This is a genomic window from Pseudomonas sp. EpS/L25 (assembly GCF_001512295.1).
Classification (GTDB): domain Bacteria; phylum Pseudomonadota; class Gammaproteobacteria; order Pseudomonadales; family Pseudomonadaceae; genus Chryseomonas.
The window spans coordinates 91,081-104,848 of sequence record NZ_LNUP01000011.1 but is presented as its reverse complement, the minus strand read 5'-3'; the positions used below and the strand labels follow the sequence as shown (position 1 = coordinate 104,848).

The 13,768-nt window shown below is 67.3% G+C and carries 13 protein-coding genes; 6 read left to right on the top strand and 7 right to left on the bottom strand.

Annotated elements, in window-relative coordinates; all coding sequences use genetic code 11:
- Positions 1–344: 344 nt before the first annotated feature.
- From nfsB to AR540_RS09550, 3 genes are read right to left on the bottom strand one after another with little or no spacing between them, the layout of a single operon-like run.
- On the bottom strand, positions 345–992 hold the full coding sequence (gene nfsB / locus AR540_RS09560; protein ID WP_059228339.1) for an oxygen-insensitive NAD(P)H nitroreductase: 648 nt from the start codon (positions 990–992) through the stop codon (positions 345–347).
- A gap of 18 nt (positions 993–1,010) precedes the next feature.
- Positions 1,011–2,159 carry an L-dopachrome tautomerase-related protein gene (locus tag AR540_RS09555; RefSeq protein WP_059228337.1) on the bottom strand — a complete coding sequence of 383 codons (1,149 nt, stop codon included), beginning with the start codon at positions 2,157–2,159 and terminating at the stop codon, positions 1,011–1,013.
- Positions 2,159–3,166: a zinc-binding alcohol dehydrogenase family protein gene (locus AR540_RS09550; protein WP_059228335.1), complete on the bottom strand. Its 1,008-nt coding sequence runs from the start codon at positions 3,164–3,166 to the stop codon at positions 2,159–2,161. Before AR540_RS09550 ends, AR540_RS09555 begins: the two co-directional genes overlap by 1 nt.
- A gap of 105 nt (positions 3,167–3,271) precedes the next feature.
- Here AR540_RS09550 and AR540_RS09545 point away from each other — a divergent pair, with 105 nt between their 5' ends.
- The gene (locus AR540_RS09545) at positions 3,272–4,180 is read left to right on the top strand and encodes a LysR family transcriptional regulator (RefSeq protein ID WP_059228333.1); all 909 of its coding nucleotides are present in this window, start codon (positions 3,272–3,274) and stop codon (positions 4,178–4,180) included.
- Between the two features lie 50 nt (positions 4,181–4,230).
- Here AR540_RS09545 and AR540_RS09540 read toward each other — a convergent pair whose 3' ends face one another.
- From AR540_RS09540 to AR540_RS09530, 3 genes are all read right to left on the bottom strand, one after another.
- The gene (locus tag AR540_RS09540) at positions 4,231–5,256 is read right to left on the bottom strand and encodes an alpha/beta hydrolase (protein ID WP_059228330.1); all 1,026 of its coding nucleotides are present in this window, start codon (positions 5,254–5,256) and stop codon (positions 4,231–4,233) included.
- A gap of 208 nt (positions 5,257–5,464) precedes the next feature.
- Positions 5,465–5,881 (bottom strand): organic hydroperoxide resistance protein, encoded by a 417-nt coding sequence (locus AR540_RS09535; RefSeq protein ID WP_059228328.1) that lies wholly within the window; start codon positions 5,879–5,881, stop codon positions 5,465–5,467.
- 143 nt (positions 5,882–6,024) lie between these two features.
- Positions 6,025–6,459 (bottom strand): MarR family winged helix-turn-helix transcriptional regulator, encoded by a 435-nt coding sequence (locus AR540_RS09530; protein ID WP_059228326.1) that lies wholly within the window; start codon positions 6,457–6,459, stop codon positions 6,025–6,027.
- An 87-nt stretch (positions 6,460–6,546) separates the two neighbouring features.
- On the opposite strand from AR540_RS09530, the gene AR540_RS09525 reads away from it, so the two are divergent.
- The 5 genes from AR540_RS09525 to AR540_RS09505 all read left to right on the top strand — a co-directional run bounded on the left by AR540_RS09525 (position 6,547) and on the right by AR540_RS09505 (position 11,672).
- On the top strand, positions 6,547–8,067 hold the full coding sequence (locus AR540_RS09525; RefSeq protein ID WP_059228323.1) for a sigma-54-dependent transcriptional regulator: 1,521 nt from the start codon (positions 6,547–6,549) through the stop codon (positions 8,065–8,067).
- 267 nt (positions 8,068–8,334) lie between these two features.
- Entirely contained in the window at positions 8,335–9,075 is a 741-nt protein-coding gene (locus AR540_RS09520) for a substrate-binding periplasmic protein (protein WP_065242525.1), read from the top strand.
- The gene (locus AR540_RS26035) at positions 9,072–10,475 is read left to right on the top strand and encodes a hypothetical protein (RefSeq protein ID WP_059228320.1); all 1,404 of its coding nucleotides are present in this window, start codon (positions 9,072–9,074) and stop codon (positions 10,473–10,475) included. Before AR540_RS09520 ends, AR540_RS26035 begins: the two co-directional genes overlap by 4 nt.
- Entirely contained in the window at positions 10,363–10,941 is a 579-nt protein-coding gene (locus AR540_RS09510; RefSeq protein WP_059228317.1) for a diguanylate cyclase, read from the top strand. Before AR540_RS26035 ends, AR540_RS09510 begins: the two co-directional genes overlap by 113 nt.
- Complete coding sequence (locus tag AR540_RS09505) at positions 10,938–11,672, top strand: substrate-binding periplasmic protein (RefSeq protein ID WP_065242524.1); 735 nt, start codon at positions 10,938–10,940, stop codon at positions 11,670–11,672. Before AR540_RS09510 ends, AR540_RS09505 begins: the two co-directional genes overlap by 4 nt.
- Before the next feature lie 249 nt (positions 11,673–11,921).
- On the opposite strand, the gene poxB is transcribed toward AR540_RS09505, so the two are convergent.
- Positions 11,922–13,646, bottom strand: coding sequence for a ubiquinone-dependent pyruvate dehydrogenase (gene poxB / locus AR540_RS09500; protein WP_059228315.1), 1,725 nt, complete (start codon positions 13,644–13,646; stop codon positions 11,922–11,924).
- Positions 13,647–13,768 lie beyond the last annotated feature (122 nt).

Genomic DNA, 13,768 nt, shown 5'->3' with positions numbered 1-13,768 from the left:
AGCCTTGGGTTTGGCTGTGCTCAGCCAACCAAGGTTCATCGAGGCCACTCCGGTTTATAGCTCGACCTTTCTATCGCGGCCATGGGCCGCTCCTACAAAAACATCGCCCCTGTAGGAGCGGCCCATGGCCGCGATGGCCCAGAAACAGAAGCCGAGCGTCTTGCGACGGTCGGCTTTTTTATACGTACAGCGTGGTAATGCTTTATTGGGCTTCGTTGGGCTCAGCCCAACCGACACGAGCCGCGTCTCGTAGCGTGGAAAACCGCGCAGCGTTTTCCACTGGCTGGTACTGGCGGGAATTGTGGATAAGGCTGCGCCGTTATCCACGCTACGGGGCTCTGCGTTTACAGGAAGGTGAAGACCTGCTTGCGGGGCAGGCGGGACTTGGGCAGGACGGCGTTGAAGTCGCTTTCGCCACGATAGCCCAGGCCGACCACCACCAGGGCGGTGTAGCCCTGCTCGCGCAGACCCAGTTCCTGGTCCAGGCTGTTGGCGTCGAAGCCTTCCATCGGGGTGGCATCGATGCCCAGCGCGGCGGCGCCCAGCAGCAGGGTGCCCAGGGCCAGGTAGGTCTGCTTCTCCATCCAGTGCTGCACGTCCTGGCGCTCATGGCGATGCAGATCGACGAAGTGGCGGCGGGTACCGTCCTGGGTGGCGCGGGCCTCGGGCTTGGCGAAGCGGCCGTCCCGGGCTTCCTGCTCCAGCACCTGGGCCAGATGGCCCTCGGTCATCTCCAGGCGGGTGCAGAGCACGATGACGTGGGAGGCCGGCAGCACCTTGGGTTCGTTGTAGGGGCTCTGCATGCCCCGGGCGATACGGGCCTTGGCCTCGGCGCTGGCCGCGACCACGAAGTGCCAGGGCTGGGAGTTGACCGACGACGGCGCCTGGCGCAGCAGCTCAAGCAACTCCTCGACCTGTTCGGCGGGGATGCTGCGGGAGCCATCGAAGGCCTTGGTGGTGTAGCGGGTACGGGCGATCTGGGACAGCTGCATGGATAACTCCTGATCGGATCAGTGGGTAGGGGCCGGCTGGGCGCCGATCTTGACGCGGAACAGGCTGTAAGGCTTCTGGCGCAGGTCCTCGCCGCCGTGGAATTGGGCCTGGCGATGAAGCTGGTTGGCGGTGAAATAGAGGTAGCCGTCCGGACCGATGCTGAAGGTGTCGGGCCAGAGCACGCGGGGATCGTGGACCAGGGTCTTCCAGCTGCCGTCGGCCTGGCGCTGGCGCACGGCGTTGTGCTCGTAGTCGCCGGCATAGACACGACCCTGGGCATCGGCTTCGAGTCCGTCGGACGCGCCCTTCTCGCCGAGATCCTGCACCCCGGCGCGCACCTGGGCCTCGCTTGCCTTGGGATCACGCAGCAGGGCGGTGGGCACGGCATAGAGATGACGGCTGGACAGCGGACTGAAGTAGAGGGTGCCGCCGTCCGGCGACAGGGCGATGCCGTCGCTGGCGATGGCCGGGCGGACCTTGCTGCCATCGGGACGCTGCATCAGTAGCGGCTCGCCTTCCACCACCGGGACAAAGCTAGGATCGACGTTGGCCTGGGGCGCGCCGGTCAGGCGCCGCTGGGCCTGGCCGGTGGCGAGGTCGAGGATGATCAGGCCACCGGGAGGCGCCGAGTCGGTGACATAGGCCACCCCGGCGCGACCGACGCGAAAGTCGAAGCGCACGTCGTTGACGTAGCTGTTGGGTTCGAGCACCGTCGCGGGGAAGACCAGCGTCCTGGCGACCTTGTTGGTCTTGAGGTCGATGGCCACCAGCTTGACGCCGCTGGCCTTGGGCGCGGCGAAGCCGGGTGCGGCGGTGTCCAGCACCCAGAGGTGCCCGCGACCATCGGCCACGACGCTCTGCACGCTGATGAAGCCCTTGCCTGGCTGGCCTGGGGTTTCCACGTTCAACGCGGCATCCGGGTAGGGCACCGCCCTGCCGTCCTTGAGTTCGGCAACGGTGAAGGGCACCTCGTCGCCCCAGCGGGGATAGTTGACGAAGATCCGACCGGTCTCGCTGACGGTGACCCCGGTGGGCATGGCGTCCTGGAAGGCGAAGACCTGCTCCAGCTCGCCAAGGGTGCGCTCCTGGGGCAGCGGCGCGGCCTGGGCGGTCAGGCTACCCACGGCGAGGGCGACGGTGAGGGTCAGGGCACTGAAGCGAGGCATCAGAAACCCTCCAGCACGAGCTTGCCGCGGGCCTGATGGCTCTCCAGCAAGGCGTGGGCGCGACGCAGGTTGGCGGCGTCGATGCGGCCGAGATGTTCGCCCAGGGTGGTCTTGAGGGTGCCCTGGTCGACCAACTGGGCGACCCGTTCGAGGATCTCGTGCTGGCGCACCTTGTCCGGGGTCTGGAACAGCGAGCGGGTGAACATCAGCTCCCAGTGCAGCGACAGGGACTTGAGCTTCATCGGCACGGCATCGAGTCGTTCGGGATCGTCGATCACCGCCAGGCGGCCCTGGGGCCGCAGCACGTCCACCAACTGGAGGTAGTGCTGGTCGGTGTGGGTGAGGCTGGCGACCAGGGTCACGCCGTCCAGGCCGAGAGCTTCCAGTTGCGGACGCAGCGGCCGGTGGTGGTCGATGACGTGGTGGGCACCGAGTTCGCGTACCCAGTTCTGGGTCTCGGCGCGGGAGGCGGTGCCGATCACGGTCAGCTCGGTGAGCTGGCGGGCCAGCTGGACCAGCACGGAGCCAACGCCCCCCGCGGCACCCATCACCAGCAGTTGCTGACCGGCGCCACCGCCTTCGGCGACACCTAGGCGATCGAACAGCAGCTCCCAGGCGGTGACGGCGGTCAGCGGCAGGGCGGCGGCCTGGGCATGGTCGAGGCTCTTGGGCTTGTGTCCGGCCAGGTGCTCGTCCACCAGGTGCAGCTCGCTGTTGCAGCCGGGGCGGAACAGCTCGCCGGCATAGTAGACCTCGTCACCCACGGCGAAGCGGCTGACGGCGCTGCCCACCTCGCGCACCACGCCGGAGACGTCCCAGCCCAGTACCTTGGATTCGCGCTCCACCAGGCCCTGGCGCACCTTGGTGTCGACCGGATTGACCGACACGGCGCGAACTTCCACCAGCAGGTCATGGGCCTCGGGCGTGGGATCGGTCAGCACGGCGTCCTGCAGGGCGCGTGGATCGCTGGCGGGGAGGGTGGTGTCACCGTAGATGATGGCTTTCATGGGCGGATTCCTTTGTACGATAAGAAGACATGGGCCCATGGTCGTCTTCATGCTCGATCGGAAAAAGCGGCAGAATCGGATAGCACCTTCACTGCAGGAGTGAAAATGATCCGCTTCGACGACCTCGGCCTCTTCGTGCGCTCCGCCGCCCAGGGCAGCTTTTCCCGCGCCGCCCGCGAGGCAGACCTGTTGCCGGGTCAGGTGAGCGCGGCGATCGGCCGGCTGGAGCGCGAGCTGGGCATCCGCCTGTTCGCCCGCTCGACCCGCAGTCTGAGACTCACCGCCGAGGGCGAGGCCTATCTGCCCTATGCCCGGGAGGTGCTGGAGACCCTGCGCGAGGGACGCGAGCGGCTGCAGAGCGAGAGTCCCGAGTTGCGTGGCGTGCTGCAGGTGGCCGCGCCGTCCGATCTGGGGCGCAATCTGCTGTTGCCCTGGCTGACCGAATTCCGCCAGCGACATCCGGGGCTGACGCTACGGCTGTATGTATCGGACCAGCAGGCGGACGTCTATCGCGATCCGGTGGACATCGCCATTCGTTACGGCCGCAGTCAGGACGACAGCCTGGTGGCCCTGCCGCTGGTACCGGACAACCGCCGGTTGCTGGCCGCGGCGCCGGCCTATCTGGCGCGCCACGGCCCGCCGCGCAGTCTGGACGAGTTGGCCGGGCATGCCTGCCTGCTCTATCAGCTGCATGGCCGGATCCATGACAAGTGGAGCTTCGTGCTGCCCGAGGGTGGCCTGCGCCAGGTAGGGGTGAGCGGGCCGCTGCAGAGCGACGATGCCGAGGTGGTGCATCGCTGGGCCCTGGCCGGCGAAGGCATCCTCTACAAGTCCTGGCTGGAGCTGCGCGAGGACTTCCAGACCGGGCGGCTGGTGCGACTGCTGCCCGAGCTGTCCGGCGAGCCCTTGCCGCTGCAACTGTTCTGTCCGCATCGCCGGCAATTCTCGCCGGCGGTACGGCAACTGCACGACTGGTTGGCGGAGCGCTTCGCCGCCCTAGGCGAGCCGGGCTGAAACGAAAAGGGGCGCCATCGCTGGCGCCCCTTTGGGACTCGCGGCGAACCTTACTGCAGGTGCTGCTTGAGCAACTGGCCGGCCTGGGTCAGGGCGGCCTGGACCTCGGAGACCTTGGACAGGGCGTTGAGCAGGCCATAGTCGTGGATCATGCCGTCGTACCGAACCTGGACCACGTCGACACCGGCGGCGTTGAGTTTGCGGGCATAGGCCTCGCCTTCGTCACGCAGCACGTCGTTCTCGGCGGTCTGCACCAGTGCCGGCGGCAGGCCCTTGAGCTGCTCTTCGCTGGCGCGCAGCGGCGAGGCGTAGATGTTGGCGCGGTCGGCTTCGCTGGTGGTGTAGTTGTCCCAGAACCACTTCATCATGTTGCGGGTGAGGAAACGACCTTCGGCATAGGTCTGGTAGGACTCGGTGTCGAAGTTGGCGTCGGTCACCGGCCACAGCAGGGCCTGGTAGCGCAGCTTGGGCGTGCCCTTGTCCTTGGCCATCAGGCTGACCACCGCGGCCATGTTGCCGCCGACGCTGTTGCCGGCCACGGCCAGGCGACTGCCGTCGACATTGATGTCCTTGCCGTGCTCGGCGACCCATAGAGTCGCGGCATAGGCCTGGTTGATGGCCACCGGGAAGTGGGCTTCCGGGCTCGGGGTGTAGTTGACGAACACCGCCGTGGCGCCGGAGGCCACCACTAGGTCCCGTACCAGGCGCTGGTGGGTGGGAAAGTCGCCCAGGACCCAGCCGCCGCCATGGAAGAACATGAAGGCCGCGGTCTGGCCCTTGGCATTCGCCGGGCGCACGATGGTCAGTTGCAGCGGCTTACCGTCGACCTGGATGGTCTTTTCACTGGTCTTGACGCCGGAGAGGTCGACCTTGACGCTGGCCTGGGCGCCGGTCAGGACGGCACGGGCGTCTTTCGGCGGCAGGGTTTCCAGGGGCTTGCCGCCGCTGGCATTCAGGCTGTCGACGAAGGCCTGGGTGGTGCGCTCCAGGTGCGGATCGGGCTGGGGCGCGGCGAAGGCGCTGCCCATGGCCAGGGTGAGGGTGGAAAGACCGAGCAGACGAGAGAAGGTGCGCATGACGGATGACTCCTCGAAGCTGAAGGACCAGGCGCCTCGGCGGCGCCCGGTAGGGGGCGTGACGCTTAGAGCCTGTTCAAAATCTGCTGCGCGTCAGCCAAACCGCGTTGAAAATGGCTTCGGAATGCTCATTTACCACTCGTAAACTCCGCTTCCTCAGCCATTCTCGCCTTGTTTGGCTCTAGCTCGCGAGATTATGAATAGGCTCTTAGGCCAGGATCAGACGTACATCCACGTTGCCGCGGGTGGCGTTGGAGTAGGGGCAGACCTGGTGGGCTTTCTCGATCAGGTCCTCGGCTACGGCGCGCTCCAGGCCCGGCAGGCTGATGGTCAGCTCGACGTCGATGGCGAAGCCGGTGGGGATGGGACCGATGCCGACCTGGGCGCTCACGCTGACGTCAGCCGGAACGGCGATCTTTTCCTTGGCGCCGACGAACTTCAGGGCGCCGATGAAGCAGGCCGAGTAGCCGGCGGCGAAGAGTTGCTCGGGGTTGGTGCCCGCACCACCGGCGCCACCCAGTTCCTTGGGCGTGGACAGCTGCACGTCCAGGGCCTTGTCGCTGCTGATGGAGCGGCCGTCACGGCCACCGGTGCTGGTTGCGGAAGCGGTATAGAGGATGTTCATGGCGTGCTCCTGGTTGGGTATCGCGATAACTGTTTGGTCGGGACTCGCCGAAGGGGAAGGCCCGGGTACGGATTTAAGTTATCGTGATATTTGTTATCGCGCAAATATATTTTCTGAGAGACGACCAACGGCCGTTCGCGGTCTCAGCGCTCCAGCTTGGCGCGCAGGGCGGTAAGGTGCTCACGCAGTTCGGTCATCTCCTGGTCGCCCAGGGCGCAGTAGCTGCCGATGGTGCCGTTGATGTCGCGGGCCCGCTCGCGCAGGGCACGGCCGGCCGGGGTGAGCTCGATGGACAGGTTGCGCTCGTCGTCGACGTTGCGCTGGCGGGTCACGTAGCCCTCGGCTTCCAGGCGCTTGAGCACCGGGGTCAGGGCGCCGGAATCCTGGTGCAGCCGGCGGGCCAGTTCCTTGAGGGGGAGGCGGTCGTTTTCCCAGAGCACCAGCATCATCAGGTACTGCGGATAGGTGAGGCCCACTTCTTCGAGCAGCGGCTTGTACACCTTGGTCATCGCCAGCGAGGTGGAGTACAGGGCGAAGCACAGTTGCTGATCGAGTAGGAGGGGATCTTTGGTGGTCATGGTGGCCTCGCCCTGGCAAATGAGAAATGATTCTACCCCGAGCCTTTGGGTAGCATGTTCCTTTCGTTCTCAGACCCCAGGGCTTCAATGCGTATCCATGTATCGTTCATCGATCGCGTCGGCATCACCCAGGAAGTCCTGGCACTGCTCGGTGCGCGCAATCTCAACCTCGATGCCGTGGAGATGGTGCCACCCAACGTCTACATCGATGCGCCGACCCTGAGCGCGGCGGTGCTGGAGGAATTGCGCGACGCCCTGCTGACCGTGGTGGGCGTGGAGGCGGTGCGGGTGGTGGACATCCTGCCCGGCCAGCGGCGCAGCCTGCAGCTCGATGCCCTGCTCGCCGCCATGGCCGATCCGGTACTGGCGGTGGACGGCGAGGGCCGCATTCTGCTGGCCAACCCGGCCTTCGCCGCCCTGGCCGGCGAGGATGCCGGCACGACCCTGGCCGAACTCTTCAACGACGCCGAATTGCCTGCCGAATTGCTGGACCAGGGCTTTCGCCTGCCCCTGCGCGAGGTGGTGTTGCGCGGCCAGGCGCTGCTGCTCGACGCCACTCCCATCGGCGAGCCGGTGGGCGGGTTGGCGGGCGGCCTGCTGACCCTCTATGCCCCCAGTCGCATCGGTGGTCGCCTTTCGGCGCTGCGCCATGACACCCCCGAGGGCTTCGATTCGCTGCTGGGCGACTGCGCCGCCATCCGTACCCTCAAGGCCCGTGCCCAGCGGCTGGCCGCCCTGGAGGCGCCGCTGCTGATCCTCGGCGAAACCGGTACCGGCAAGGAGCTGGTGGCCCGCGCCTGCCATGCCGCCAGCGCCCGGCGCGACGCACCCTTCCTGGCGCTGAACTGCGCTGCCCTGCCGGAGAGCCTGGCCGAGAGCGAACTGTTCGGCTATGCCCCGGGCGCCTTCACCGGTGCCCAGCGCGGCGGCAAGCCGGGGCTGCTGGAGCTGGCCGACCAGGGCACGGTGTTCCTCGACGAGGTGGGGGAGATGTCGCCCTATCTGCAGGCCAAGCTGCTGCGCTTTCTCTCCGATGGCACCTTCCGCCGGGTCGGTGGGGCCCAGGAGACCCGGGTCAACGTGCGCATCCTCGCCGCCACCCATCGCGACCTCCAGGCCATGGTGGCCGCCGGCACCTTTCGCGAGGACCTCTTCTACCGCCTCAACGTGCTGAGCCTGCAGGTGCCGGCGCTGCGCGAGCGCGGCCAGGACATCCTGCTGCTGGCACGGCACTTCCTGCAGCAGGCCTGCGCCCAGATCGGCCGCCCGCCGTGCCGCCTGGCGCCGGCCACCTACGGGGTGCTGCTGGGCAACGCCTGGCCGGGCAACGTCCGCCAGCTGCAGAACATCCTCTTCCGCGCCGCCGCCATCAGCGAGAGCGGTCAGATCGACGTCGACGACCTCGACCTGGCCGGCACCGCGGTGGCCGGGCACGTCGAGACCGAGGTCAGCACGCTGGAAGCCGCCGTGCAGGGCTTCGAAGCAGCGCTACTGGAGCGGCTCTATCCCCAGTACCCTTCCAGCCGCCAACTGGCCGCGCGGTTACAGACCTCCCACTCGGCCATCGCCATGCGCCTGCGGCGCTACGGTATTCCGCGGCGGGACTAATGTAGTGTTTCAGAAGTTGACTACACAATTTGGGCGTCGCCTTTTCGGCCGCAGCGGCGGACCGTCTGGGCGGCGTTGCCACTCCTCGCCCTAGCCCTGCCATGACTCGCCGCGACGCCTGGCCCAGTCGGAGCGCCGAACCGCCCAAGAATCACGCGCCAATTCCTGCGCGGACTTCTGGAACACCACACGAGCGCCACGCTTCAAGTTTCGTCATTGCAGCCCGATAACGTCCAGATCACGTCATGCTCGGACGGGGAGGGCTTCGTGACGAGCAAACTCCTGAGATGTCTACTTTTCGGTCTGGTGCTGGTCGGCACGGGCGTCCGTGCGACCGCCTTGCAGGTGGTGACCGAGGACTATCCACCCTTCAGCCAAGTCCAGCCGGATGGTCGGGTGACCGGATTTTCGATCGAGCTGGTGCGGTTGCTGTTGGCCCGTGCCGGGCTGGTCGCCGAGCCCCAGGTCATGCCCTGGGCCCGTGCCTTCGCCCAGGCCCAGGGCGGGCCCGACGTGCTGATCTTTTCCCTGGCGCGTCTGCCCGAACGAGAGGCGCTGTTCAACTGGGTGGTACCCCTCACCGAGACCAATCTCTGTCTGTTCAGCTGGCAAGGGCGCGTTCGGCCGCTGGCCAACCTGGAGGCGGCCCGCGGCCTGCAAATCGCCACGGTCAATGGTGACGCCGGCGAACGCATCCTGGTGGAGCAGGGCTTCGTCATCGGCCGCGACTTGCAACCCAGCGCGCACTACAGCCTCAACCTGGAGAAGCTGCGAGCCGGGCGGGTCGATCTATGGATCGCCAATCGGGTCATGGTCAATCACATGGCCCGCCAGGCGGGCTACGATCCTCGGCGCGATCTGGTGCAGGTCTATTGCGCGCCGCCCTATCCTCTCTACCTGGCGGCCAGCCTGGGTACCTCTCCCGAGGTGATGACGCGGCTGCGCGCCGCCTTCGCGACCCTGCAACAGGACGGCACGCTGGCCGAGCTCCAGCGCCGCTGGCTATGAATGGCGTCCTGAAGCGCCACTCGCTCGGCCACCGCCTGGCGCTGCTGATGGTGCTGTTCTGCCTGCTGTTTTCCGTGCTTACGGCGGGGCTGCGCACCTGGAATATCTGGGAGCAGAATCGCGTCAGAATGGATGCCGAGCTGCAACTGCTGGAGCAGGTGTACCAGTCGACCCTGGCCAAGGCCATCTGGGAGCTGGACAAGCCCGCGGTGCAGGCGCACCTGGACGGCGCGCTGCGCATCGCCTCGGTCGGCCGCATCGAGCTGCGTCTCGCCGGTCATGGCCAGGAGCCGGAGGTCCAGTCCCGTCAGCGGGCCGACTGGGCGCCCTCGAGCCTGGCACCGAGCCGGTACTGCGAGCTGGCCTACAGCCCCTATCCCGGCGGTCGCGAGGTGCTCGGCGAACTCCTCATCCAAGGCAGCGAACCCCTGCTCTGGCGCGAGTTGCGCGACAGCGTGGCCGGGACCCTGCTGACCCAGCTCGTGCTCGCCCTGCTGCTCGCCGGCCTGGTCAGCCTGGCGTTCAATCGGCTGGTGACCCTGCATGTCCGCCGGATCGCCCGACACCTGTCACGGCTGTCGGCTGCCACCCTCGCCGAACCCCTCCGTCTGCAGCGCCCCGCCCGGCAGGATGAACTGGATCTGCTGGTGAGCGGTATCAATACGTTGCAGGGCAACCTGGCGGACCACCTCGCCCGGCAGCATCGGCATGAAGAGGAGCTGGCCGCGCATCGTGATCGTCTGGCGGACCGGGTTCGCGAGCGTACGGCAGAGCTCGAAGCGCTGGCGACCGCGCAGCAAACCATTCTCGGGCTGTCCAACCAGCTGATCCATGCCCCTTACGAACGGTTCGATCAGCATTGCCAGCTCTGCCTGCGGGAGGTGGCGCAACGCCTACGCGCGCGTCAGGCCTGCTGGTTCAAGCGGCATGCCCAGGATGCGCCCTATCGCCTGTACCAGGGCTGGTTCGGCGGGGCCGAGCCGGCCCTGGGCGTGATGACCCTGCCGACCGCTTGCGCTCAGGTGCTGGAGGCCCTGCTGGAACCCGAGGTGCCTTCCACCTTCGCCACGCGCGAGGCGCTCCTGGCCGCTTTCGGTGACGCGGCCGAGCCCCTGTTGGCCCTGGGCAACGAGGCCCTGGCGCTGGTCCATCTGCGGATCGCCGACGACGAATACGGGTTGCTGCTGTTCGGCTGTGCACAGGGGGGGCGAGTGGCGCACCGACGAGCGTGCCCTGATCAACATGACCACCCAGCTGCTGCTGCATGCGTCCCACCACCAGGCGCAATTGCGCGATCTGCTGACCTCCCAGGAGGCGCTGCGCAGCGCCAATGCGCGACTGGAAGAACTGTCGCTCAGCGACCCACTCACGGGCCTGGCCAACCGACGCTGCTTCGATGAGGCCGAGCACCAGGAGTTTCGCCGCGCCCGGCGCTCCGGGCTGGCGCTCTCGCTGCTGCTCTGTGATGTCGACTTCTTCAAGCGCTACAACGATACCTACGGGCATGCCCAGGGCGACCTCTGCCTGCAGCGGGTGGCGACCGCCATGCAGCAGGTCGTCACGCGCTCCGGCGATCTGCTGGCGCGAATCGGCGGCGAGGAGTTCGCGGTCTTGCTGCCCATGACCGATCTGGCGGGCGCGGCTGAGATGGCCGAGCGCCTGCGTCGGGCCGTGAGCGCGCTGGGGATCGCCCATGCCGGCTCGGAGATCGCCGACCATGTCACCCTGAGCATCGGCTACGCCTCGCTGAGCGCCGAGATGCCGGATTTCGCTGCCCTCATGGATCAGGCCGACCGAGCGCTCTACCGTGCCAAGAGCCTGGGTCGCCATCGCAGTTGTCAGTTGCAGGAGGAGCCACCGCTATGAAGCATCGTCTGCTGTTGGCCATGCTGTTGGTCCTGCTGGGGCAGGGCGTGGAGGCCGCCACGGTCCGCGCCGTGACGGAAGAGACCTCCTTTACCTGGAGCGTCGACGACCGAGTGGAGGGGCCGGCCGCCGCGGTGGTGGAGCGCACCCTGGCGCTGGCGGGTATCGCCGACTATCGCATGGAGCTCTACCCCTGGGCCCGCGCCTATGACCTGGCATTGCACGAACCGGGGGTGCTGATCTATCTCATCGCCCGTACGCCGGCCCGTGAGGCCCAGTTCCTGTGGGTCGGGGAGGTCATGCGCCTGCGCTACTACTTCTATCGGCTGGCCAGCCGCGACGACGTGCGTATCGAGCGGCTCGACGATGCGCGTGCCTATCGTCTCGGGGTGATGCGCGATGACGTGCGCCACCAGTATCTGCAGACGCTAGGCTTCCAGCGGCTGGTGGTGTCGGGCCAGCAGAAGGACAACTTCAGCCGCCTGCTCAACGGCCAGGTGGACGCCCTGCTGCTTCCGGAGAAGGATGCGAGCCGCTTCTGCCAGGATGCGGCCAGCACCTGCCCGGGATTGCGCCGTCTGGCCGTCCTGGAGGATCTCGATACCCCGCTGTACATGGCGTTCAGCCCGACCACGCCGGCGCCTTTGGTGGCGCGATTGCGCGAGGCTTTCGCGCAGCTCGAGGCCAGCGGCGAACTCGCCCGGCTGCTGGAGCAGTCGGGCGGGCGTTAGAGCCCGTTCAAGGCCTCGCGAGCTAGAGCCAAACCAGGCGCAACGACCAACGGGAGTAACAGCCAACGGCTTGCCCGTAGGGTGAGCGCCAGCGAATCAAATGGCTGAGGAAGCGGATCGGACTCGCGCTCGAGTTTACGAGCAGTAAATGAGCATGGCGACGGGGCCGCCCAGGCCGGGCTGGCGACCCACGCCATTTTCAGCGCCGTTTGGCCGACGCGCAGCAGCCTTTGAACAGGCGCTCAGCCTTCAGCGCAGCACGTTGGTCTTGGCCAGGTCCAGCACCTCGCTGCCCCGGCCGCTCATCACCGCGCGCAGCATGTAGAGGCTGAAGCCCTTGGCCTGGGCGGCCTCGATCTTCGGTGGCAGCGACAGCTCCTGCTTGGCGATGCGCACGTCCACCAACGCCGGGCCGGGGTGGGCGAAGGCTTCTGCCAGGGTCGCATCGAGCAGGCTGGCCGACTCCACCTTCCAGCCCCGTACGCCGCAGGCCTCGGCCACCTGGGCGAAGTCGACGGCGGCGAGATCGGTGGTCTCGTCGAGCATGCCGGCCGCCTTCATCTCCATGGCGACGAAGCCCAGGGTAGCGTTGTCGTAGACGATGACCTTGACCGGCAGTCGCTCGCTGGCCAGGGTCGCCAGTTCGCCGAGCAACATGGACAGCCCGCCGTCACCGGCCAGGGCCACCACCTGACGATCGGGGAAGGCCGCCTGCAGGCCCATGGCCTGGGGCAGGGCATTGGCCATGGAGCCATGGCTGAAGGAACCGGCCAGCTTGCGCTCGAAGTTCATCGCCAGGTAACGCGCCGCCCAGACGGTGGGGGTGCCCACGTCGCAGGTGAAGAGGGCGTCCGGCGCGGCCAGTTCGCTGACGCGGGTGGTCAGGTACTGCGGATGCAGTGGGGTGCCATCCGGGGTCGGGGTGGCCAGCTCGTCCAGCTCGGCGCGGGTCTTGCGGTAATGCTCCTGGGCCTTTTCCAGGAAGCGGCCGTGGCCGTTGGGTTTGAGGCGCGGCAACAGGGCGTCGAGGGTGGCGCGGACGTCACCTACCAGGCCCTTGAGCAGCGGGGTACGTACACCCAGGTGCGCGCCGCGCAGATCGATCTGCACCACCCGGCCATGATCCGGGAAGAAATTGCGATAGGGGAAGTTGCTACCCAGCATCAGCAGCAGGTCGCATTCCTTGAGCGCGTGGTAGCCGGAGGAAAAGCCGATCAGTCCGGTCATGCCCACGCCGTAGGGATTGGCATACTCGATATGGGCCTTGCCTCTCAGGGCATGCACCACGGGCGCCTGCAGGCGCTCGGCCAGGGCCACCACCTGGGCATGGGCGCCCGCGCAGCCGGCGCCGCAGAGCAGGGTGATGCGCTGCTCGCCGGCCAGCAGCTCGGCCAGGGCGTCCAGCTCGGCCTCCGGCGGCACTACCACCGGGCGCACCGGCTCGCTCCACTGCACGGTCTTGGTCGGTGCCTCGGCCAGGGCCACGTCGCCGGAGATCACCACCACCGACACCGAGCGATTGAGGATGGCCGAGCGCATGGCGGTTTCGAGGATGCGCGGCAGCTGTTCGGGGTGGGAGACCACTTCGCAATAGTCGCTGCAGTCGCGGAACAGCCGCTCCGGGTGGGTCTCCTGGAAGTAGCCCAGGCCGATCTCGCTGGAGGGAATCTGGGCAGCGATGGCCAGGACGGGCGCGCCGCTGCGCTGGGCGTCGAACAGGCCGTTGATCAGGTGCAGGTTGCCCGGGCCACAGGAGCCGGCGCAGACGCTGAGGCGACCGCTGATGTCGGCGGCGGCGCTGGCGGCGAAGGCCGCGGCTTCTTCATGCCGCACGCCGCGCCAGCGGATGCGCTCGCGCTTGCGCAGGCTTTCGGTGAGGCCGTTGAGCGAATCGCCCGGCAGGCCCCAGATGGTGTCCACGCCGGCGGCCTCGAGGGTGGCGACGAGTAGATCGGCAACGGTTTTCACAGCCATGACAGGGATCTCCAGACAAGAAGGGTGGGAAAGGTCTAGAGCCGCTTGGTAGAGGTCTTTTTGTGCTCTCTTGGTCCCATGAAAAAGACGGAAGTTCGCGACCGTCTCGCCGTTTCGCCCGG

What these genes read in the sequence shown, in the direction of transcription:
- nfsB (WP_059228339.1), bottom strand. Translation starts at nt 992, where the DNA reads ATGCAGCTGTCCCAGATCGCCCGTACCCGCTACACCACCAAGGCCTTC.
- AR540_RS09555 (WP_059228337.1), bottom strand. Translation starts at nt 2,159, where the DNA reads ATGCCTCGCTTCAGTGCCCTGACCCTCACCGTCGCCCTCGCCGTGGGT.
- AR540_RS09550 (WP_059228335.1), bottom strand. Translation starts at nt 3,166, where the DNA reads ATGAAAGCCATCATCTACGGTGACACCACCCTCCCCGCCAGCGATCCA.
- AR540_RS09545 (WP_059228333.1), top strand. Translation starts at nt 3,272, where the DNA reads ATGATCCGCTTCGACGACCTCGGCCTCTTCGTGCGCTCCGCCGCCCAG.
- AR540_RS09540 (WP_059228330.1), bottom strand. Translation starts at nt 5,256, where the DNA reads ATGCGCACCTTCTCTCGTCTGCTCGGTCTTTCCACCCTCACCCTGGCC.
- AR540_RS09535 (WP_059228328.1), bottom strand. Translation starts at nt 5,881, where the DNA reads ATGAACATCCTCTATACCGCTTCCGCAACCAGCACCGGTGGCCGTGAC.
- AR540_RS09530 (WP_059228326.1), bottom strand. Translation starts at nt 6,459, where the DNA reads ATGACCACCAAAGATCCCCTCCTACTCGATCAGCAACTGTGCTTCGCC.
- AR540_RS09525 (WP_059228323.1), top strand. Translation starts at nt 6,547, where the DNA reads ATGCGTATCCATGTATCGTTCATCGATCGCGTCGGCATCACCCAGGAA.
- AR540_RS26035 (WP_059228320.1), top strand. Translation starts at nt 9,072, where the DNA reads ATGAATGGCGTCCTGAAGCGCCACTCGCTCGGCCACCGCCTGGCGCTG.
- AR540_RS09505 (WP_065242524.1), top strand. Translation starts at nt 10,938, where the DNA reads ATGAAGCATCGTCTGCTGTTGGCCATGCTGTTGGTCCTGCTGGGGCAG.
- poxB (WP_059228315.1), bottom strand. Translation starts at nt 13,646, where the DNA reads ATGGCTGTGAAAACCGTTGCCGATCTACTCGTCGCCACCCTCGAGGCC.